This window comes from cyanobacterium endosymbiont of Epithemia turgida isolate EtSB Lake Yunoko, assembly GCF_000829235.1.
GTDB lineage: Bacteria > Cyanobacteriota > Cyanobacteriia > Cyanobacteriales > Microcystaceae > Rippkaea.
This window is the reverse complement of the sequence record NZ_AP012549.1, coordinates 1,000,018-1,022,039: the sequence shown is the minus strand read 5'-3', so window position 1 is coordinate 1,022,039 and position 22,022 is coordinate 1,000,018. Positions and strand designations below refer to the sequence as shown.

Below are 22,022 nucleotides of genomic sequence, written 5' to 3'. Positions count from 1 at the left end.
ATCGTTAGACTACTAATAGTCAGTGACAAGCTGTGCTTACAAATTACCGACCAATTCCTAAATAACGAAAGCCAAAAAATTCAAGTTGAGATCGGTTTAAGAAGTTACGACCGTCAATTATCACAGGACTAACCATCAAACTGGCCATTCTTTCAAAGTCTAATTTAAGAAACTCTTGCCAGCCTGTTACTAACACTAATGCATCGCAGCTGTCGGCTAACATTTCGGGGTTGGCTTCAATAATAACTCCTGATAGTCCATGACTTAATCCTGATTGTGAAACAATCGGATCATAAGCTTTAACTTTAGCCCCTAAACGATTCAGTTGTTCAATGATGACTAAAGATGGAGCGTCTCGCATGTCATCGGTATTAGGTTTAAAAGTTAACCCCAACAAGCCAATGGTTTTACCTTTGAGAATCTTCAGTTCCTGCTGTAGTTTTTCAATAACAATTAGTCGCTGATGTTTATTGACAGCTACAGCAGCATTGAGTAACTCTGTTTCATAACCATAATCGGTTGCAGTATGAATTAAAGCTAAAATATCTTTCGGGAAACAAGACCCTCCCCAACCAATACCCGCTTGTAAGAATTTATTACCAATACGGGAATCCAATCCAATCCCTTTAGCTACTTGAGTTATATCGGCTCCGACGCGATCACAGATATTAGCCACTTCATTAATAAAGCTGATTTTGGTTGCTAAAAATGCGTTTGCCGCATATTTAATCATTTCTGCAGAGTTTAAATCAGTTACTACCACTGGAACAGGATTTAAGGCAGTATTATTAGCAAATTTACGCTCCACTAAAGGACTATAGAGTTCTTGCATCATGGCAATGGCTTTATTACTATTGCTCCCTAAAACAATGCGCTCAGGATTGAAAGTATCATAAACGGCTGACCCTTCTCGTAAAAACTCTGGGTTACTAACCACATCAAACTCGACCTTACCATTATTGGGACGTTCGTTTAAGCCATCCATCACAATCATTCTTACCCAGTCCCCTGAACCAATGGGAACAGTAGATTTATTGACAATTACTTTGTACCCTTGATATAAGTTAGTACCAATACTACGAGCAACCGCTTCCACATAACGGGTATCGCTTTCGCCGGTAGGTAGAGCAGGGGTTCCCACTGCAATAAAAAGAACTTCTCCGTGGGCTACCCCTGTGGCCAGATCTACTGTAAATTCTAACCGTCCGACATCGGCCGATTCGTGCATCAATTTCGAAAGTCCAGGCTCATAAATGGGGGACTGTCCCGACTTCATTAACTTTACCTTTTCTTCGTTGTTGTCGACACAAATAACATTATGACCAATATGGGCTAAACAAACTCCTGTTACTAACCCAACATAACCAGTTCCAATGACACAAACGCGCATGGTTTTTTATCCTTTAAATTTATGATTTAAATGTCAATAATTGTTTAATAAACTCGCTGCTGAAAATCTCTAATAGTTAACTCTAAACCTTCTCTTAAAGAAATCCTGGGTTCCCAACCTAGATAGATGCTGGCTTTGGTAATATCCGGTTGCCGTTTTCGGGGGTCGTCTTGAGGCAAATCTTTATAGACTAATTTCATATCAGGATTAATCATTCTTCGGATAATATTGGCAAGTTCTAGGATAGAATATTCGCCAGGATTACCTAAATTGATTGGGCCAATATAATCATTATTCATAAGTCCAATTAAACCTTCAACTAAGTCGGAAACATAGCAGAAACTCCGAGTTTGAGAGCCATCTCCATAAACTGTTAGAGGTTTTCTTTCTAGGGCTTGAACGATAAAATTACTAACAACACGACCGTCATTTTTTAACATTCGTGGCCCGTAAGTATTAAAAATCCGCGCAATCCGAATATCAACTTTATGTTCTCGATGATATTCAAAAGCCAAGGTTTCAGCGACCCGTTTTCCTTCATCATAACAAGCTCGCAACCCTGTACAGTTAACATTGCCTCTATATTCTTCAGGTTGGGGATGCACATCAGGATCTCCATAAACTTCCGAGGTAGACGCTAACAGTAATCTTGCCTTAACCCGTTTAGCTAAACCCAACATATACAAGGTTCCTAGAACGTTAGTTTTAATCGTTTTAACGGGATTAAATTGATAATGAATCGGAGAGGCTGGACATGCAAGATGATAAACTTGATCTACTTCAAGACGAATGGGTTCAGTAATGTCATGACGGATGAGTTCAAAATAGGGACTATCAAACCACTTTTCAATATTGCGTTTGTGACCTGTATAGAAGTTGTCTAAGCACAGGACATCATGCCCCTGTTCCATTAGGCGATCAATTAAATGGGAGCCAATAAAACCAGCACCGCCTGTCACTAGAATTCTCATGTAATTTACTGTTTAAAATTTAAACCTAATATTAACTGAAAACAGACATTTCGTCATCTTATATTAATTTTTTAAAATAGCCAAAAATCGATATTCTAAAGAAAAATATCTTTTAACTTATATAATAATTATAATAAATGGATAATCAATTCCTCCCAAAAATTTAAGGCCCCTAAAATGGACTGGTTCAGTAAGCTATATCGAAGAATCAACAGCAAAGCTATTACAAATAACCTGGGCGTAACTAAAACAATGGCAGGTCCTAATTGGAGATTATAACAATAACTTCTTAGATACATCCCGCTGATACTAGCATCCCTAATTACTAGCTTAACCATCACTGTTAAATGATGCAAATTCACTAATACGCTGCTACTAGGGTAGTCAATCAAGACAAAACTAGTATGGCTTTAACAGGTTTAAATTGGCAATAATTATTAGCAACACTGAAACTTTTGGTCCTAATCTTAGTAATTAAACTAGTAATAGTACTGTTTATATATCTACTTTGTTAAAAATAAAAAAATAATTTTTTATTTGACTGTAAAAATAATAACTATTATAGTAATAATTAATGTATATTTTATATTTGTTAAACACTAAAAAAATATAGTTCAACTAAACTGGCTCTAAATACTACTAAATAAACCTAAAATAAATGTCATAATAAATATATTTATACCTAAAATAAAAGTAATAAAAAGTTAGAGTAAAACAGATTAGTTAATAGTATAAATTATCTAAATAATAATTATTTCTATAAGAAAAATTTACAGAAACCTGCACTGTAATGCAACAATCAATATATTAATTATTTTAGGTAATAAAAAATTAAGTGAAATTAAACAAAGGATAACATCACTTTTTTATATAAAACAAGTTTAATAATTATTAACTTATAAATAAAAAATTAATTATATAATACTCACAACCTATTTAAATTGAATGTTAAAGATACGCTGACGATGGGGAAAAACAATATTTCTTTAAGGGTTTCTTTCATTTGTGCCTTATAAGCAGTTATATAGATACTAGAAATAGTACTATCATTAGTAGATTTTCCCATCATGTCTATTTATTCTACATAGATAAGAAACCAATTATCTAATATTAATATATATGGGGATTGCATAAAAAATAATTGTTTCACTACAATTATTTTTTATGATTTATTTGAGCTTAGTGTGAATAAATTTTCTCTCTCTATAAATAGAATCTATAAAATTAAAAACTAAAATACTATTATTTTTATTTTTACAATACATTTTTTGAGTGAGTAGTGCATAGTTGATTATCAATACTATTAGGTAAATTTTCCAAGTTTATAAGTATTAAAATAGGAAGTAAATATAATTGGTACAGCAGTAATAACTGGATTATTTTTAATGGTTATTTTACCTTGCACTAGTACTCAGCTAAATAGATAATTTACATTAATCTATTTAGCTGAGTACTAAAAAACACCGAACATTTTTTATGACTATTTTAAAAAAGATTTTCTATAAAAATACAGCTTATTTTTTTTAAATCTAGCTTTATAAGCTGCTATTAAACTAGCATAAAAGTTACCATTATTAATAAATATTGGTATGATTACTTTATTTGTGTAAAAAACTTACATAAGTATTCCTTCAGTCTAGTAATTTTTTATTTATAAAATTGATAACAGTCCTTTTATAAGGAGAAAAGTGCTAATCATATAGTAGTTAATTATAGGTTGACTTATAAAAAAAATTTATATAAATAATTCAATCTTTTATTTCAACCTAGTGAAAGTATATGAGTAACTTACTATTCTATCTGTATATCTTCGTGTAAGTGCAATTTTTAATAATTGGACTACCTTGAACTTTAGTAATAGTAATGTCTTAAATGTTTCAGAAAATATAATTTTATTCTATTATCAAATGAATGATTTGACAGCTAAACTCACAGTTGTAAATATTTATAAACTGATCGGAGCAAAAACAATGCTATGCTATTGGTACTGAAGAACAGATACTCAGTTCTATAACTTCTGCTTTTATAATCAATGTAAGGAAACCTTGGTTATTAAAAGTAAGTCAAGAAAAATGTTCTCTTAGTATTATAAGCAGTTTAAATTATTATGAGTGTTATTTCCTGATTAAATTAACTTTCAAATTATATTTAATACTACTATAAGCTAATTATTTAAAGATAAAATCTATACAGTTAATAGTAATTTTTTGAGGGAGAATACTTATTTTTAAATAAAGTTAGTTTCTTGGGGCATTTTGCTATAACAAACCAGATGTGTTAATATTAAAATATTGACCGAAAATTTTAAATCAGAATTACCTCTTATATATTTGATTCCTATAAATTGATAATAAATTAAACTAGATTATGGTAAATTTACCTTATTTTATTAATCAAATTAGCGAGAAAAATGATTGTAGTGAAATTATTGATGTCCGTTCTGAAAATGAGTTTATGGAAGATCATATTCCTGGAGCTATTAACTTACCCGTTCTTAATAACCAAGAAAGGGAAAAAGTTGGAACAATTTATAAACAGATTTCTCCATTTGAAGCTCGTAAAATAGGGGCTTCACTAATTGCAAAAAATATTAGTTATTTTTTAGAAACCTACTTTTTAGGAAAAAATAAAAATTATATTCCTTTAATTTATTGTTGGCGAGGAGGTCAACGATCAAATAGTTTAGCCATTATTTTAAGCCAAATTGGTTGGCAGATTAAAGTATTAGAAGGAGGCTATAAAACTTATCGCAAATATGTACGAAAAAAATTAGAAGTATTGCCGTTAGAGTTCAATTATAATATCCTTTGTGGATTAACAGGAACTGGTAAAACTAATTTATTACATCAGCTTTCTAAACAAGGCTATCAAGTTTTAGATTTAGAAAAGATAGCAAATCATCGAGGTTCACTTTTAGGAAAAGAATGGGCAAAAAAGATAGATTATCAACCATCACAAAAATATTTTGATTCGCTTTTATTGCAACAATTTAAAAGCTTTGATATTACCAAATCTATATGGGTTGAATCAGAAAGTTACAAAATCGGTGAAGTTTATTTACCTTCAAAACTTTGGTGTAAAATGAAAGAATCACCTTGTATTGAAGTACAACTTCCTCTGCGCGAAAGAGTTAACTTTTTACTACGAGAATATACTTATTTAATCACCTACCCGAACATTTTAAAAAATAGACTAACTTATCTTAAATCTCGTTATGGGAAAGAGAAAATAGATGATTGGTTTAGATGGATTGATCAAAAAAAATGGTTTAATTTGGCACAAGACTTATTGATCACTCACTATGACCCTGCCTATCGCAAATCTATAAAAAAAACTTATAATAGATTTGAGAAAAGCATTTCTTTTTCTGAGTATAACTCTGTAAAGATAGAAAAAATATTAGAAAATCTATGATGCAAAAAAGTAGTTAAGAGTTTTCCAACATCTGAAAACGCCAAATATCTATTTCCATTAGATATTTGGGCTATCTTTTTGGTCAAGGACTAACTTCTTTTTTGATTTTTCCTCCCTCTATTCTTGTATTAGCTTTTTGTATATAAGCTAAAAAGTCATTTTGTTTATAATTAAGAGATTGGGCTAAGATTAATCCTTTTTTAAAAAATTCTAAAGCTAATTCATATTGTTGACTAACCATATAAATCTGGCCAATTTTTTCATAGACTCTCATTAATCCATAATAATTATAGGATAATTGTTCTACTTGAATTAAATTTTTATAAATCTGTAAAGCATAGTCATTTTGATCATATTTTTGATAAAGGTTTCCTAATTGTGTTAACGCTTCTGCTGCTGCTCCAAATAATTGGAATGACCAAGCTAATGAGTAAGCTTCCTGATAGTTTTGACTTGCAATTTCTGGGTTTCCTAAAATTTCGTAATCTTTTCCTATGGCAGTTTTCAGAGAAGGAATTAACTCTAATTCTTGACTTGATAGATAGTTTTCAACTAACTTCTGTTTGATTCTAGCTGCATTTTCCGGTTGCAAAGATCGTCCATAAATCTCAGCTAATATTTGCAGATACACTCCTTCTTCTAAGATATTCTGTCTAGTTTGGGAGCGATTGAGTAAATCTTCATAAATAGGAGCAGCTTTGGGATAGTCAAATTTAGCTAAATACAATTGACCTAACTCTCTGATAGCAGCTTCTTCAGCAATAGAGTCATTATTTTGACGGGCATTATTGAGGACTTTTTGATAGATAGCTAAGGAATTATCTAAAGCATGTAGTTTTTTATAAGCATCCGCTAATGCCATTAATAAAGCGGAACTTAAAGAATCTTCTTTTTCTGATAATTCTTGTAAAGTAACTAATCGTTTGTTAATAACTTGGACATCTTCAGTACGTGTCCGATTCCAAGCAATTTCTCCTACTCTTCCTAACGATTTAATCTCTTCTAAACGTCCTAAAACTCTTCGCAATCTCAATTCCCGATACCAAATTTTGAAGGCTACATTATCATTGTCCGCGTGCAGCTGAGTTTGAGCTTCAGCATTTAAAGTATTTAGCTGTTCTCTCAGTTTACGTTGTTCAAATGAAGTGAGAGGACGGGGCACTGAAGGAAGAAGAGGATCCTCGATAAAAGTTTCTAAAGGGTTGGGTTCAAGTTGTTGAACTTGAGCCAATACCGGTAATGAATGAATCACAATATTAGGGTTCTTAACTGTTATTAGTAAAGTAATCACAAAGAAAACTTTGCTGATTTTTTTTGAAAAGTACAACATAAAATTATATTAACTAGTAATGATTAAGGATTAAAGGTAATCGATATAGCAATTATCAAAATTAGATGTCAGAAAAATATCGAAGGAAAGGCAACTATGAATTTAACGAATTGTTTAGAATTGTTACGGTCAATTAAGATGAAATTTGTGATTTTTCTAGACTAACTATTACAAAATTGCAATAAAAGAATCTGAATGTTTTACTTTACAAGGTTTCGAATATTCCAAAAAATTAATTATTATTCAAGACAAAGTTATCAGAGTTATAGAATACAGTTAAAACAAGAGTTTTAGAAGTCATTAGCCACTAATCTATCATACTCACTCTAGAAGAGCCACATTTTTTTATAAAAAAATATTGATGATCTGATAAAATTTAGGGCTCAGAAAGTGTAGAATGTTCTTAGCGTAATAATTAGTCTCAGTTTAAGCCTTGTTTTAACTGCTTATAAAATAAGTGTTTAAGTTGAATATAAAAAAAAAATTCGATTTTTTCCTGAAGTTTTTTAGGAGAATATTGACTAGAAACGCAAATTTTAAAAAATACTTGTAGTCTGATTATTGACTGTCACTTAATAACTGTCAAACTGTTCTTTTTATGGTTTTTATGATGATAATTTACAAGATATATCCACTCAACCATACAATTGTCTTTATTTTTCTTAGAAATGGGCAATCCTCCAATTGAAAGGATAAAGAGAGAAAATATCACCATGTTGACAAATCAACAGGACAACTCTATCCCCCCCCCCAAACTATTGAGCCTGAAGAAATCGCTTTATTTCCTAAAAAACAGTCTTTAATTTTAAGTGAAGGAGTTCCCAAATGATCAATTGGTCCGTTCACGTTCATAAGAAAATTGAATGTCAATACTGGATAACTTAAACAAATTCTCCCGCTCCCCATCAGGGTTTTCCCCAGTAAAAAGCTGATGTGAGTCCTCGCAATATGTCCGATAATTTAGAATTTGAAGTATTAACGCTTAGTAATAGCATATTTTTACTTGATCTAAAGGCAGATACTGTTTATCACACGTCTTTCAAGCATAGGATAAACTATGAGAACATTGTGACTAGGAGAGTTAAAATGGCTGCTTAAAGTCGAGTAAGGAAGATCTCGGTGTAAACTGAATAAAGATAATATCAAAAAAGTTGCTTGGTTCAAGGTATTTAGACATGGTCACAACAGGCGAAAACCTTGTGGCGCAACGGGAAGTATTACATTTCGACCTTGCGTCCTATCTTAACGAAAAACAACAACTTGTTGAAGCAGCATTAGATAGTTCCCTTTCCATTACTTGTCCCCAAAAAATTTATGAAGCAATGCGCTACTCGCTACTAGCCGGAGGAAAGCGGTTGCGCCCAATTCTTTGCTTAACCACTTGTGAGTTGATGGGTGGCACCAACGAAATAGCATTGCCTACTGCCTGTGCTTTAGAAATGATTCACACCATGTCTTTAATTCATGATGATCTCCCGGCAATGGATGATGACGACTATCGTCGAGGGAAATTAACAAATCACAAGGTTTATGGGGAAGATATTGCAATTTTGGCTGGAGATGGTTTACTGGCCTATGCGTTTGAATATGCAGCTACCCAAACGCGTAACGTCGCTCCCCACAATTTAATTACTGTTCTTGCCCGCTTAGGTCGTACGGTAGGGGCAGCTGGATTAGTCGGCGGTCAAGTATTGGATTTAGAATCAGAAGGACAAGACGATATTAGTGTTGATACTTTAAAGTTCATTCATACTCGTAAGACAGGAGCTTTATTGGAAACATCAGTGGTGTCAGGGGCTATCCTAGCTGGAGCTTCAGAAGAAGAAGTGCAAAGATTATCTCAATATGCTCAAAACATTGGTTTAGCATTTCAAATTGTTGATGATATCTTAGATATCACCTCCACCAAAGAAGAATTAGGGAAAACATCTGGAAAAGATCTGCGAGATCAAAAAGCAACTTATCCAAGCCTTTGGGGCCTTGAAGAATCAAAAAGACAAGCCCAAAACTTAGTAAGTGGAGCGATTACCGAATTAATACCCTACGGAGCTAAGGCTGACCCATTAAGGGCGATCGCCAACTTTATCGTCACCCGCAAAAATTAAATGCTCTTTAAAAATTAACCATGCACGATTTTGAGACGATTTTCTACAATCCAATCCTTTCGACGTCTTTGCTGGCTTGTTTTTCGGCACAAGCATTAAAAACAATTATTGAGATATTTCGTAACGGTAAAATGAATCTGGGCTATCTTGTCAATACTGGAGGAATGCCCAGCTCGCATTCTGCTCTAGTAGGAGCATTAGCTACCGGTGTAGGATTAACCGTCGGCTGGAATACTCCAGAATTTGCCATTGCTTCTCTATTTGCGGTAATCGTGATGTACGACGCGGCTGGCGTTCGTCAAGCCGCAGGAGCACAGGCAAAGATTCTCAATCAACTTCTAGATGAATTTTTTCAAGATGGACATCATCTTAATCAAGAGCGGTTGAAAGAGCTACTGGGTCACACACCTTTTCAGGTTTTTGTCGGCTTGGCTTGGGGGGTTGGCGTTTCAGTGTTAGCTCTACCTGCTTTTTGATATTAAGCACCACTTCTCTAGAGTTCTTGACTGAGGCTTTTTGCACTGAGTCGAACAAGTAACGGACAAAGCTTTTAGTGTTGTTAACACTAAAAGCTTTTTTTAACCACGATATTTATTAACTTCTGTTTAGAGAAGTATGATGTAAATCATAGTCAAATGCAGAGTTCAACGATTATAACAGGATTATTACTAAGGCAACTTTAGAGTAAGTGCAGCGATTAATATAAAAGTCTAGGTCATCAAACTTTCACATTAGTTCGATTTTCTTTATGCTTAAGTGATCGGTACAGAAGAAACTTTGCTAACGTTATGAATAGCAGGGGCACAAAATTTTTCTTTTTCAAGGATAAACGTACTGTTTTTCTGTCAGTCAAGATTCTCGTTTATTGGGGATGAATGTCCTCGAACTTTGATGAAAAACTCAAAACGATGACTAATGATTTAACCCGTGTTGAGGAGCTTTGCCTAGTTTTGAAGATTAAGACCGATAAGTATACCTAAGCTTAGACCTCCCTAGGCTCAAGTAATACTTGGGTCTATCCTCGAGTTTTTCTAAGACTAGCTAGGTAAGTGAATTATGAAGAATTGCGTTGATAACAACGCAATTCTTCGCTCGAGATATGTTTGTTAATGACCTCCATTAACCATGTCTTCACCTAATTAAATCTAAATGTCCAGTTATCTCTTATCCAGTGTTCTTCAACACTATCCGAAATCTTAAATGATATTGTGCAATTAAAACAAAAACCTTACCCGATTCTTGGTAATCGAGGCTACAATCGGAGAGGTCTTGAATTTTTTTGACCCCGGACTTTGTTCTTGGGAACTTTCCAAACTGGTAGCTTCAGACTCATAGTTCTTATGATAGTCAACCCCAAGCAAGCCAGTTCGAACTGCTTTTTCCCAAGAAACCTTACGAATCACTCTCAGATAAGTCTACTTTAGGGAGGTTGGATTCGTAAATTCTACTATCACACCCTATCTTCTAGTTGTGCACTTCAAGGAGCAAGAGGAAAACGGCATGACGCAGGCTAATGAGCTATTAACCCTTACTGAACCTCAGATTGATGTGGGATTCTTCATCCCCGATGATGATGAAGCCATACAAGCATCGGCTGATGATGTGGTACTTGATGAGGGACTAACTGGACCAGAAGGGAAAAATACCCGAAAACTAAGTGCTTCTCGCCGTCGCGCTCAAAGTAAGAAAAAACCTTACACAGAGGATTCAATTCGGGTTTATCTTCAAGAAATTGGTCGTATTCGACTCTTGCGTGCTGAAGAAGAAATTGAATTGGCTCGTAAAATTGCTGATCTTCTTGAATTGGAACGAATTCGAGAACAACTTAGTGAACACATGGGACGCTTCCCCACTGAGAAGGAATGGGCAGAGGCCGTCAATATCGATTGGCATGCCTTCCAACGCCGTCTCTTTTTAGGACGTAGAGCTAAGGACAAAATGGTTCATTCTAACCTACGTCTGGTGGTTTCTATTGCTAAAAAATATATGAATAGGGGACTATCTTTCCAGGATTTGATTCAAGAAGGCTCTCTGGGCTTAATTCGAGCAGCCGAAAAATTTGACCACGAAAAGGGTTATAAATTCTCGACCTACGCTACTTGGTGGATTCGTCAAGCTATTACTAGAGCAATTGCCGATCAATCGCGTACCATTCGCCTTCCAGTTCATCTTTACGAAACCATTTCTAGAATAAAAAAAACTACTAAGATTCTTTCCCAAGAAATGCGCCGTAAACCTACTGAAGAAGAAATTGCTACACGTATGGAAATGACCATCGAGAAGCTTCGTTTTATTGCTAAATCAGCCCAATTACCTATTTCACTAGAAACCCCTATTGGTAAGGAAGAAGACTCCCGCTTGGGAGATTTTATTGAAGCTGATGGAGAAAATCCAGAAGATGAAGTTTCTAAAAATCTACTGCGGGAAGATTTAGAAAATGTTCTCGATACCTTAAGTCCACGAGAACGGGATGTTCTCCGGCTACGTTATGGCTTAGATGACGGACGCATGAAAACCTTAGAGGAAATTGGACAAATCTTTAATGTCACTCGCGAGCGGATTCGTCAAATCGAAGCTAAGGCCTTACGGAAATTGCGACATCCTAATCGCAATAGTATTCTCAAAGAATATGTCCGCTAGTAAAATTAATCTCATTGTTTGACTGGGAGAACCCAGTCAAACAATGAGATTAATAGGACGCAAACTAAGAATTTCAAGCAAACTCTGTAAATGGAGAACTCCTTGAGCGGTGACTAACTCAGTGATCAAGGCAGCAACAAAATCAATTATCGCTAGACGGACATTCAAAGTTTCAGCGTAGGCGATGAAACCAGATTTTCTTTCATATTGATTAAAATTAGTCATAGTGAGTAACAACTTAAAAAAGTGTACATCGCAAACTACTGCAAATCACAATAACAAGTTTTGAATAGTTTAGCAATGGTGTATAACTTCAGTAGAGTGTAGATATGGGTTAAGACGGAATATTGATAAAGAGTATGACAACTTTATTGGAGATTATTCTTTATTTCCGCTACTAAAATTTAAAGTAACCCAGCCCAAAATTAGCTGTTATGATATTGAGATGAGCTTGTTTGTTAGCCAAACATGAGATATAACAACAAAGTTATCTCAGATATAGGGGACGTAGGGTTCCCATGATATAGAGAAAATCCATCCTGATGTTCATCTAGATGAATGTATCAAGTAAGAAACACGTGAAGTTGCTTATAATGATGAAAGATTGAATCTTAGTGCAGTAAGATTTTTTATAAAAATACCAAACAAAAATATGAATAAATATAGAGAAAAAAATTATGTTCGAGTTGAAAAAATTGATTGAAATAATTATTTTCTATGTGAGAGCTATTGTTCTTCACATAGAAAATAATTATTCAATTGGTCACATATATTTTTGTAATAAAGTCACTGAGTATGTCTTGAAAAAATTGCAGATATTCAACAATTATATTCTGTATTACTTTATTTTTACTCATTAACACATAGAATCTTAGATATTAGCATAGTTTTGGGTGTGATCGAACAAGAAATGCCGAAAGAGAAAATAGAGTTAATGTGTAGCTCATGAGTCCGAGAAATTCTGTATTATGATATCTTATACCTTGACTTGTAAAGTACTTAGGGTTTCCATAGTCGATGGTGTAACAAAGGGGAAGATCACAGGAAAATGAGAATTTTAGGGATTTCAGCCTACTATCATGACAGTGCAGCAGCTTTGGTTGAAGAAGGAACTATTATAGCTGCAGTCCAAGAAGAACGCTTCACTCGTAAGAAACATGATGCAAAGTTTCCTAAAAATTCTATTCTCTATATACTCGCAGAAGCAAAAGTTTCTCTAAAAAAGTTAGATTATATTGTTTTTTATGAGAAACCAATCGTTACTTTTGAACGTCTGTTGGAAACTTATTTAGCGTACGCACCTCAAGGATTTCGTTCTTTTGTCGTGGCGATGTCAGCTTGGTTACAAGAAAAACTTTATCTCAAGACCATCCTCAAAAGAGAATTAGCTAAGCTTGCTAATTGTCAATCTTCTGAACTTCCACCATTATTGTTTACAGAACATCATCAATCTCATGCAGCCTCTGCTTTTTTCCCCAGTCCTTTTAATGACGCTGCGGTATTGTGTCTAGATGCAGTGGGAGAATGGGCGACAACATCTTTATGGCTAGGAAAAAATAATGTATTAACACCTCAATGGGAAATCAATTTTCCTCATTCTTTAGGACTACTTTATTCTGCTTTTACTTACTATATTGGTTTTAAAGTTAACTCTGGAGAATACAAGCTAATGGGATTAGCCCCCTACGGTGAACCCAAATATGTTGATATTATTTTAGAAAATTTAATTGATCTTAAGAAAGATGGCACATTCCGCCTGAACATGAAATACTTCAATTACGCAACGGGGTTAACAATGACTAATAGGAAGTTTGACCAACTTTTTGGTGCCCCTCGCCGTAAACCTGAAAGTAAGCTATCTCAAAGAGAAATGGACATTGCAGCTTCAGTCCAAAGAGTGACTGAAGAAATTGTCTTAAAATTAACCAATACAGTTTACAAAGAATTAGAAGTAGATAACCTTTGTTTAGCCGGGGGTGTTGCTTTAAATTGCGTCGCTAATGGACGTATTTTGCGGGAAGGTAAATTTAAAGATATTTGGATTCAACCTGCCGCAGGGGATGCAGGAGGGGCAATTGGATCAGCTCTAGCAATTTGGTATCAATATTTAGAAAATCCCCGGAATATAAGTGATTCAAAAATTGAGTTAGATCGAATGCAAGGAACTTATTTAGGTCCTCAATTTCATGATGAAGAAATTGGTAGATATTTTTATGATATTGGCGCTCAATATATTCGTCTAGATAACGATAAATTATTTTCAAAAGTAGCTAAAATTATTGCTCAAGGCAATGTGGTTGGATGGTTTCAAGGACGCATGGAATTTGGTCCTCGTGCTTTAGGTAATCGTTCAATTATTGGTGATCCTCGTAACGAGAAAATGCAGTCAATAATGAACTTAAAAATTAAATATCGAGAGTCATTTCGTCCCTTTGCACCTTCGGTCTTGGCTGAACGAGTTTCTGATTACTTTGAATTAGATCAACCAAGTCCTTATATGTTATTAGTTGCTTCTGTAAAAGAAGATTTACATATATCAATGATGGATGAACAAAAAAAAATTTTTGGCATAAAAAAAATAAAAATTCCTCACTCACAAATTCCTGCTATTACCCACGTTGATTATTCGGCAAGAATACAAACTGTTCATTCTGAAACTAATCCTCGTTACTATCAATTAATTAAAGAGTTTGAAACATTAACAGGATGTGGAGTATTGGTTAATACTTCCTTCAACGTTAGAGGAGAACCAATTGTTTGTACCCCTGAAGATGCTTATCGTTGTTTTATGCGTACTGAGATGGACTATTTAGTGATTGAAAATTATTTACTAGCTAAATCAGAACAACTACAATGGCAGAAAAATAATGAGTGGCAAGATAAATTTGAACTAGATTAATAGAAAAAATATTTTTTATTATTTATTGAATTAAATATTAAAGATATGTATCATGAAATTCCTAAGTTAAATAGAAAAGAATTACGAAATTTTGGGCTATTAACCGGAACAATTATTTCTGGATTGTTTGGGTTATTTATGCCTTTAATTAGAGGGCATAAGTTGCCATTAACTCCCTGGTTTATTACCGGAGTAATGTATGGGTTAGCAACTTTTATTCCCCAGTCTCTCGGTCCAATTTATAACAATTGGATGAAAGTCGCGCAGGTACTTGCTTGGATTAATACAAGAATTATCTTGGGTCTAATCTTCTTTTTTGTTGTCACTCCCATGGCATTTATTATGCGGTTATTTAATCGAGATCAAATGAAAAAAATTAATCCTAGTCTAGAAACTTATCGTATTTCAAGTTTTATTAAAGAAAAAATTAGCATGGAGAAACCATATTAATGGAAGGATTTATTGATTTAATCAAAGATCTATGGGTATTTTTTAATGAGCGTAAAAAGTATTGGTTAGCTCCGTTAGTTATTACATTAGTGTTATTAGGCACTTTAATTGTATTGACACAAGGATCAGTTATTGCCCCTTTTATTTATACTTTATTTTAAAGGAATTAGAGCAAAACTTAAGCTCAAGAAAATTAAATGAGTATCAATAACTAATAATTTTTTTTTAAAAAAAATTTGTAAATTAATGTAGATATTACTGATAAAGTGTTATTTCCCGCTAAAATGTTTTCTGAAATAAATAAAAGAGGTAAGTATAATAACGATTAGGCTTACTCGAAAACCTAGGAAGTTAAAATCTCTTCCCTATTTTATTTTTACACTTACAGTATCATTTTTAAATGATAAGTTCGGTGGTGACGGTATTAATAAAAATTTAGCCATATTGGTCATCTCTTTATATTGACAGATTAACCTATTTAGTTTGTTTTAGTTGGTTACAACAGTTCTTGATAAAAACTTAAGTGGCTAGCAAATTGAATAACTTCGACTGAAGCTTTATTTCAGTCATCTTGCTCTACTTTAATTGAGTTTTTTATTTATATTTAATTTGGTATTTGACCGCTTAATCCAAATATTAAATCTGTAATTGTTTATCCAAAATATTTAATTATTTATATCATGACCATAAATTATATTTTGTGTTACGAATGGGCAACACTTAATAAGTATAAATAAAAATGATAGAGTACCAATTAATTAAAAGTTTAGAGATGAAAAAAAATTAAGAAAATATCATTCAATTTTATATTTTATTTTTCTAGAATAATTAAGGCTAAAATTAAGTAAGTATAAATCTATTTATTTTATTACAAACAACTCATTAGTATATTTAACTTTAACAATAAATACTAAAGTAATTGTGTGTAATTAATAAATTCATATTCAGGAAATATAAGATGAGTTTAGCTTACTTTTTTTGTAATTTATTAATTTTTCTTAAGTTAGACAGAATAAAGGCTGAAGAGTTAATTGATAATTAGCATCAAATATAAAGAGACTTACCTATGGAAGTTGATACTAATGTTATTTTCCTCATTGTTTAAGGACTTAGTAATAACAAAGTTCTTTTAATTTAGCCTAAAATATTAGATAGCAATCACTTTATCTATTCCAGCAAATAAATATTTAACCTTATTTATTAAATGCCAATTTTTCAGAAAATAAACTCACAACAAAGATTACGAAAGATCAAGATATTTGACAATTATTAATTAGGAAGAGTTAAATATAAAAAATCTCCTCTTAAATTTGGTTTTTACAATTTTTAGAAAAAATATACTCACTTTCGCTAAAGAAGTCACCCAATATATTTCTAATTATACTACGTTTATTTATACTGTTTTTATGGTATTACTAAAAGTTATTAATTTATGGAATCAGATAATTTAGGTTGTTGATTTAGGAAAAATTTTAGGTGATTGCATTATGCTGAAAACGAACTTTCCTGAAATTATTTTCATTGTCATTTTAAAAAATATATTTTAGGATTAGCTATTGATAAAAGTATTTGGAGATATGAAATAACTTAATGTCAAAAAAATTACACTTCTAACAAATGTTATTGAATCATATTTCTCCTTATGTCCAGGTGAGTGAGTATTAAACAATGAAGAGGATAGTTCTAAAGAAGTTTTAATTTGATTAGGTTATATTACGATTTTATATTCAGCTCGATGAGTTACCTAAAAAAATTTGTGATAGGATAAAAGACACCACAGATATTAAAAATAATTATCATAACCAAGTTGTGACAAGAGAGGCAATAGTATAACAAAGGAGTTATTGTAGACTACCAAATGACGATAATTTTACTTATAAACAGAGAACTTATCAAGAAGTAACTACGATTATTCGGCCTATAGCTGAAGCTAAAACCTATGAAGATAATTCTAATATTCTATGACTATACTGTCAGTTATTTGAGTATTAAACCAAATTTATAAAAAATATTGAACAAATTATATTGCAAATCCAAAGTCAAATAAATTTAATTATGATAGCAATATTAAGAAGAAATTCAACAGGTCATAAATTTAGTAAATACCTCTGAACAGGCAAAAATCTCCTTTGAAGATATTATCGATCTTTCCAACTGTATTTATAGTTTGGTGCGCTCAATTGCAGTTGATACTATTCAACAAAGGAAAGATACTTAGTCCGTCAATTATACCGGTTAGATTACCTAAGTTGTGGCATAAAAATTTTCCCAAAATCTTAGGGTATAGTAGGTTTTTGACAAGAACTAGTGGCTATTTACTACGATTTACTCTTGTTTGTGAAAAATGAAACCTAGGGGAATTGGGAATCATTGGTTGATAATGAAAGAGACATGAATTCACAGGATAGGAAGTCAATGACTAACCAGACAAGTACCCGTCGCGGTTTTGCTGTATGGTTTGAGCGGTTACTAGCAGCCATCTTCTTAGGAGGACAAGTATTTTTTCACTTGCTGAAAAGCAGAATCCACCGACGCAACACCCTTGAACAAATGAGTGTGGTTGGACCTGAGTCCCTAACAATTGCTTTAGTGACGGCAGGATTTGTAGGAATGGTATTTACAATTCAAGTAGCTAGGGAATTTATTCATTTTGGCGCAGCCAGTACCGTTGGCGGCGTTTTATCCTTAGCGTTAACAAGAGAATTAGCTCCCGTTCTCACAGCTGTGGTGGTGGCAGGACGGGTGGGATCAGCTTTTGCAGCCGAAATCGGAACAATGCGCGTAACGGAGCAAATTGATGCTCTTTATATGCTGAAAACTGACCCTATCGATTACTTAGTGGTTCCTCGTGTCTTAGCCTGTTGTATGATGTTGCCAGTTTTAAATCTTCTTTCCTTGATGACTGGGATGGCCGGGGGGTTATTAATTGCTGATAGTTTATACGATATCTCTCCAGTAGTTTTTTTAAAATCTGCCCGTAATTTTCTTGAGCTTTGGGATTTATTGACTTCGATTATTAAATCAATTGTTTTTGGGGGTTTAATTGCGGTGATTGGTTGTAGTTGGGGTTTGACTACTACGGGGGGAGCTAAGGGGGTAGGACAGTCCACGACGACAGCAGTTGTAACAGCTTTATTAGCTGTATTTGTTGTTAATTTTTTCCTCTCTTGGTTTATGTTTAAAGGAACAGGCACAACTTCTCTCTAGTAAGACTTTAATTCAATGCATTTAACAATAGGAATTGAATTTATCCTGCTTTAAAATCAGAGGATTAGAAGGAAAGATAAAAGTACATTTTAATATTTAATAGCTTTTTAAAATTAATAACTTTAACTTCCACTATCCCGTTACGCACAAGCTATTATTTTATCTGAAATTAACGGCAAGGTTTTACTGTCTTTAAATCAATATTTTCTATCCTAAAAGCTTTCTGATCTACATCTCGAACTTTAACTGTAAATGCTTGGTTTTCTCTACTAGGATCAACACTTTATGATAAAAGAATTTTGGGAATGATCTGATAAAACTTATATGTCCCTCTGTCGGACGAATATTTATGAATTATTAAGCTATTGTTATAGCTCAGTTAGTAATATTTAAATTACTAAAAAATTCCATAATAATTACCTTATAAGCTACATAAAAATGATTTTTAATACCTCTCATTACTAAGATTATAGATACCCAATAATCTATATATAATTGTCGAACTTTATAAATAAAGGGTAATTTAGTTCTTTATCTTTAGCAATTAATTGTTGCATTCGACAGGTCACAGATTATAAAATTGGTTGTGGCTGTATATTCATTCACTAATAATACTCTAGCCCCGCTTCAAAGGCTTCAATAATATTGGCAACTTGGGAGCTACTTTCACTAGCAGTAGTTGTTAAAAAATTTTCGGTGGAACTGTTTTAGGATAATCAATTAATAAAAGGAGAAATATTAACTCCCACAATACTTCTTCTATTTTTAGGACTAATTTTAACTACTTCTGGATTTGTGACTATAAATAATAGTCTATCCCCTGGAATATGGTTATAAACTTTTGATTCTACTGTTCTGAGTAGAGTTGATCTACCATGATGATAACTATCACCCATAAATAATGCCATAATTTTGATGATTGAAAAGGAATTACATCCTTATTATAGGAAACGGAGATTAATTCTCCTAATTCCTAGTAAAACAGCTCAATTATCCACAAAAGTTATTAATCTTTTGTTTATGAATTGTTAACGTAACTAGTTGGTATTTTCTGTCTTGTTTAGGTAATTTTAAGGCTATTTTACAGATTTAAAGGATAAATAACCCCATATTTAAAGGCGTGCTCAACCATATCTGGGATATATTGACATAAGATTTGGAGAGCGTAACGACTTGAAGTTATTCTTTCTCGGGCTGAAAGTCCTACCTAAAAATAGACTTTCACCTGACCATTGTTAATAAAAATTACGGTACGAGGTAAAATTTCCTGTTTGACTACCACAGTATTGATTGAACTACTCTTGACTGTTCCTCGATAGATGGCTAATTTTTCAGTAATTTGAGCAAATCGATACTTTAAATAATCTATAAGTATAATTTGTCGACTAAGAGAATTAGACAACCTTAGAGACAATCAAGTGGTTAGTGGGTAAACTTTTATAAAAACTTGACTTAGTAAAGCCAAAAAATAGTCTTAACATAATCAATCATTAGGATAAATTCTGGTCATTTATAATCTCTTTTTATATTTTTATAAAGTTTATCACCTCATCTATTTAATACTATCTATTTAAGATAATATAGGTAGAATAAAATTATTATAATTTTGGACAAAATCAAGGTTAGTGATTATCTCGATGGAGATAGTCATAATTTATAATTAGATCAAGATTATGATAAAAAAATCAATAAAATATTCTATTGCCAGAATATATAGATTAAAGGTAGTTTGATTGATAAATCAAGAAGTGTTGAGATAATTTAAAGGATTTTGTAGAGAAATAGCAGATATTAGACTCCTAAATCCTCGTTTTTAACCGTAACTATTCTGAAAAATTAGATTAACTCAGATATTAAAAAAATTGTTCAAAAACATAGTATTGGGCTAATTTATTTACAATTCTTAAAACTCGAGTAAGTAAGATAAATATAAATAAACATAGTTAAGTATATAGTCTAAAATAGACTATATACTTAACTATGTTTATAAGGAAAAAAATCAAGTTTTGGCAATTGTTAATAACTAAGTTAGTTAACTATGTTTAAAGAATAAATTACTTAAAATGTTATTTTTAATAAAACTATTTTTATAAAAACTTTATTTAACTATTTTAGCTAGGATATATTTATATTCAAAAATACTTGTGATCATTTTATAATTTCTAATTTAATAAGGTTTTATTTGATGTTATTCCCTTTCCATTGGATTGAGTTCTTAACTATAAATTTGTATAAAAATATATATAACTATTATTCTTCTGATTATTTCAGTTTAACCTGAACTAAACTACTTACATGCAGTAAGTCATCATCAAGAATAATTACCATCTCTATTCTTTTGTCTTAACAGCATTTGTCAGCTTCATATATCTTTTTATTCATAATTTCCGCAAAATTTTTACTTTTCAGTCTAGGTTTTGATTAAATATCACTAAAATTTCTATTCAGTTTGCACATTACTATTATGTTTAATTGTTTTTCTTGTTATTCAAATCATATAATTACTTTCTTCTTTTTCTTTCACACCTCAAATAATTTTACAGTCCTCCTCTTTCTTAGAAAGAAATACCTAAAAGCTAAATTTTTAGGCAGCCTGGTATCTAGAAATTGTCACTTTTCTGTTCTGTTTTACGCTCATTCGAGCTCGACTAATTAGTCTCACTATCGCACTAATTAGTTAGACAAAAATAGGGCTAGGCTTGTACCAGATTTCCTTTGAGTCTTTAAATCCTTATTTTAGATAGCGTCTTCTCTAGAAACTATAACTTTCTTTAAGTAGCGGCTACTTTTCGGAGGTACGGGAAGATGAAGACAAGTATGAAAGTCTTTTTGAACTTTATAAGTTAGATTAGGAGAAATTTGGTGAATAATCTGACTTATAAAGTGATTGCCAGTTTTTTGAATTACTATTGAAGATAACTTGTGAATAAATTTAGGAAATTGGATAGCAACATTTATCTGTAATTGCCATCGAATTTTAGTAATCACGTCTGGTAACTGAGATAAGCCTTGCTTTTTATAAGCTTTTCCTATTCCCTCTCCTGCTAGTTTGGCAGAAACTTCCTCTAATTGCATAGAGGCCTTATAATCTATCTCATAACCTAAATCAGATTTTTCAGGAAGAGGAATAGTATTCATTAGGTAAACTCCATCTTGCGATGACAATAAAACCACAGCTATTTTGGGCTCCACTTTATATCCCAAAAAAACAAATCGTCCTACCGATAAGATATAACCATTTTTTCCCATAGCTTCAGTTTTCATCGGTTTAGCACAACGACAAAACCATTCTTGATGAGCATTGAGATAGTTAGTTACTGTCTGCTGATTACTGTACATTTCCATATAGCCAACAAACTGCGTCTGGAAAAAAATCGGATTTTTCGCAAGGGGGTCTGATAGTTGAGATACATCAGTTGAGTTATTCTCAGTCCATTGGCATTCCATAGCAAACCTTTATAGAACATTTAAAGTTAATTTAATCTGTTGAAAGGCTCTCTTTTTTTAGAAAAAAGGAATAACCAATTATCTTTGTATTTTATCTTAAAGAAAAATACTAGGCAACCTTATCAGGTTTTAAGTATTTAGACTGATAAATATGAATTAAATCAGTCCA

16 protein-coding genes are annotated in these 22,022 nt (G+C 32.5%); 8 read left to right on the top strand and 8 right to left on the bottom strand.

Annotated elements, in window-relative coordinates; all coding sequences use genetic code 11:
• Window positions 1-43 precede the first annotated feature (43 nt).
• Both ETSB_RS03150 and ETSB_RS03145 read right to left on the bottom strand, forming a co-directional pair.
• Complete coding sequence (locus ETSB_RS03150) at window positions 44-1,390, bottom strand: UDP-glucose dehydrogenase family protein (protein WP_044106232.1); 1,347 nt, start codon at window positions 1,388-1,390, stop codon at window positions 44-46.
• Window positions 1,391-1,434: 44 nt separating this feature from the next.
• Window positions 1,435-2,361 carry a UDP-glucuronic acid decarboxylase family protein gene (locus ETSB_RS03145; protein WP_044106231.1) on the bottom strand — a complete coding sequence of 309 codons (927 nt, stop codon included), beginning with the start codon at window positions 2,359-2,361 and terminating at the stop codon, window positions 1,435-1,437.
• Between the two features lie 2,367 nt (window positions 2,362-4,728).
• Between ETSB_RS03145 and mnmH the strand changes: the two genes are divergently transcribed.
• Window positions 4,729-5,775, top strand: coding sequence for a tRNA 2-selenouridine(34) synthase MnmH (gene mnmH / locus ETSB_RS03140; protein WP_044106229.1), 1,047 nt, complete (start codon window positions 4,729-4,731; stop codon window positions 5,773-5,775).
• An 82-nt stretch (window positions 5,776-5,857) separates the two neighbouring features.
• Here mnmH and ETSB_RS03135 read toward each other — a convergent pair whose 3' ends face one another.
• Entirely contained in the window at window positions 5,858-7,027 is a 1,170-nt protein-coding gene (locus ETSB_RS03135) for a tetratricopeptide repeat protein (protein ID WP_145972225.1), read from the bottom strand.
• A 1,253-nt stretch (window positions 7,028-8,280) separates the two neighbouring features.
• Here ETSB_RS03135 and crtE point away from each other — a divergent pair.
• Window positions 8,281-9,210 carry a geranylgeranyl diphosphate synthase CrtE gene (gene crtE / locus ETSB_RS03130; RefSeq protein WP_044106225.1) on the top strand — a complete coding sequence of 310 codons (930 nt, stop codon included), beginning with the start codon at window positions 8,281-8,283 and terminating at the stop codon, window positions 9,208-9,210.
• A 20-nt stretch (window positions 9,211-9,230) separates the two neighbouring features.
• Window positions 9,231-9,686, top strand: a complete 456-nt coding sequence (locus tag ETSB_RS03125) for a divergent PAP2 family protein (protein WP_044106223.1) — start codon at window positions 9,231-9,233, stop codon at window positions 9,684-9,686.
• A 738-nt stretch (window positions 9,687-10,424) separates the two neighbouring features.
• On the opposite strand, the gene ETSB_RS03120 is transcribed toward ETSB_RS03125, so the two are convergent.
• Window positions 10,425-10,613 (bottom strand): hypothetical protein, encoded by a 189-nt coding sequence (locus tag ETSB_RS03120; RefSeq protein WP_044106221.1) that lies wholly within the window; start codon window positions 10,611-10,613, stop codon window positions 10,425-10,427.
• A 97-nt stretch (window positions 10,614-10,710) separates the two neighbouring features.
• On the opposite strand from ETSB_RS03120, the gene rpoD reads away from it, so the two are divergent.
• The gene (gene rpoD, locus ETSB_RS03115; RefSeq protein ID WP_044106219.1) at window positions 10,711-11,850 is read left to right on the top strand and encodes an RNA polymerase sigma factor RpoD; all 1,140 of its coding nucleotides are present in this window, start codon (window positions 10,711-10,713) and stop codon (window positions 11,848-11,850) included.
• Between the two features lie 36 nt (window positions 11,851-11,886).
• Here the strand turns inward: rpoD and ETSB_RS03110 are convergent, their stop codons facing one another.
• On the bottom strand, window positions 11,887-12,075 hold the full coding sequence (locus ETSB_RS03110) for a hypothetical protein (RefSeq protein WP_044106218.1): 189 nt from the start codon (window positions 12,073-12,075) through the stop codon (window positions 11,887-11,889).
• A gap of 823 nt (window positions 12,076-12,898) precedes the next feature.
• Here ETSB_RS03110 and ETSB_RS03105 point away from each other — a divergent pair.
• From ETSB_RS03105 to ETSB_RS03095, 4 genes are all read left to right on the top strand, one after another.
• The gene (locus tag ETSB_RS03105) at window positions 12,899-14,749 is read left to right on the top strand and encodes a carbamoyltransferase family protein (protein WP_044106216.1); all 1,851 of its coding nucleotides are present in this window, start codon (window positions 12,899-12,901) and stop codon (window positions 14,747-14,749) included.
• Between the two features lie 45 nt (window positions 14,750-14,794).
• Window positions 14,795-15,199, top strand: coding sequence for an SxtJ family membrane protein (locus tag ETSB_RS03100; protein ID WP_044106215.1), 405 nt, complete (start codon window positions 14,795-14,797; stop codon window positions 15,197-15,199).
• Window positions 15,199-15,360, top strand: coding sequence for a DUF5989 family protein (locus ETSB_RS09865; RefSeq protein WP_171816388.1), 162 nt, complete (start codon window positions 15,199-15,201; stop codon window positions 15,358-15,360). The genes ETSB_RS03100 and ETSB_RS09865 overlap by 1 nt, the downstream gene beginning before the upstream one ends.
• 2,254 nt (window positions 15,361-17,614) lie before the next feature.
• The gene (locus tag ETSB_RS03095) at window positions 17,615-18,406 is read left to right on the top strand and encodes an MlaE family lipid ABC transporter permease subunit (RefSeq protein WP_044106214.1); all 792 of its coding nucleotides are present in this window, start codon (window positions 17,615-17,617) and stop codon (window positions 18,404-18,406) included.
• Window positions 18,407-19,122: 716 nt separating this feature from the next.
• Here ETSB_RS03095 and ETSB_RS08815 read toward each other — a convergent pair.
• The 3 genes from ETSB_RS08815 to ETSB_RS03080 all read right to left on the bottom strand — a co-directional run bounded on the left by ETSB_RS08815 (window position 19,123) and on the right by ETSB_RS03080 (window position 21,853).
• Window positions 19,123-19,314, bottom strand: a complete 192-nt coding sequence (locus tag ETSB_RS08815) for a P-loop domain-containing protein (protein WP_052470615.1) — start codon at window positions 19,312-19,314, stop codon at window positions 19,123-19,125.
• A gap of 299 nt (window positions 19,315-19,613) precedes the next feature.
• Window positions 19,614-19,808 (bottom strand): hypothetical protein, encoded by a 195-nt coding sequence (locus tag ETSB_RS03085; RefSeq protein ID WP_044106213.1) that lies wholly within the window; start codon window positions 19,806-19,808, stop codon window positions 19,614-19,616.
• Between the two features lie 1,334 nt (window positions 19,809-21,142).
• The gene (locus ETSB_RS03080; protein WP_044106212.1) at window positions 21,143-21,853 is read right to left on the bottom strand and encodes a DUF1997 domain-containing protein; all 711 of its coding nucleotides are present in this window, start codon (window positions 21,851-21,853) and stop codon (window positions 21,143-21,145) included.
• Window positions 21,854-22,022 lie beyond the last annotated feature (169 nt).

Coding starts and splice junctions, on each gene's coding strand:
- ETSB_RS03150 (WP_044106232.1), bottom strand. CDS start 1,390: ATGCGCGTTTGTGTCATTGGAACTGGTTATGTTGGGTTAGTAACAGGA.
- ETSB_RS03145 (WP_044106231.1), bottom strand. CDS start 2,361: ATGAGAATTCTAGTGACAGGCGGTGCTGGTTTTATTGGCTCCCATTTA.
- mnmH (WP_044106229.1), top strand. CDS start 4,729: ATGGTAAATTTACCTTATTTTATTAATCAAATTAGCGAGAAAAATGAT.
- crtE (WP_044106225.1), top strand. CDS start 8,281: ATGGTCACAACAGGCGAAAACCTTGTGGCGCAACGGGAAGTATTACAT.
- ETSB_RS03125 (WP_044106223.1), top strand. CDS start 9,231: ATGCACGATTTTGAGACGATTTTCTACAATCCAATCCTTTCGACGTCT.
- rpoD (WP_044106219.1), top strand. CDS start 10,711: ATGACGCAGGCTAATGAGCTATTAACCCTTACTGAACCTCAGATTGAT.
- ETSB_RS03110 (WP_044106218.1), bottom strand. CDS start 12,075: ATGACTAATTTTAATCAATATGAAAGAAAATCTGGTTTCATCGCCTAC.
- ETSB_RS03105 (WP_044106216.1), top strand. CDS start 12,899: ATGAGAATTTTAGGGATTTCAGCCTACTATCATGACAGTGCAGCAGCT.
- ETSB_RS03100 (WP_044106215.1), top strand. CDS start 14,795: ATGTATCATGAAATTCCTAAGTTAAATAGAAAAGAATTACGAAATTTT.
- ETSB_RS09865 (WP_171816388.1), top strand. CDS start 15,199: ATGGAAGGATTTATTGATTTAATCAAAGATCTATGGGTATTTTTTAAT.
- ETSB_RS03095 (WP_044106214.1), top strand. CDS start 17,615: ATGACTAACCAGACAAGTACCCGTCGCGGTTTTGCTGTATGGTTTGAG.
- ETSB_RS08815 (WP_052470615.1), bottom strand. CDS start 19,314: ATGGCATTATTTATGGGTGATAGTTATCATCATGGTAGATCAACTCTA.
- ETSB_RS03080 (WP_044106212.1), bottom strand. CDS start 21,853: ATGGAATGCCAATGGACTGAGAATAACTCAACTGATGTATCTCAACTA.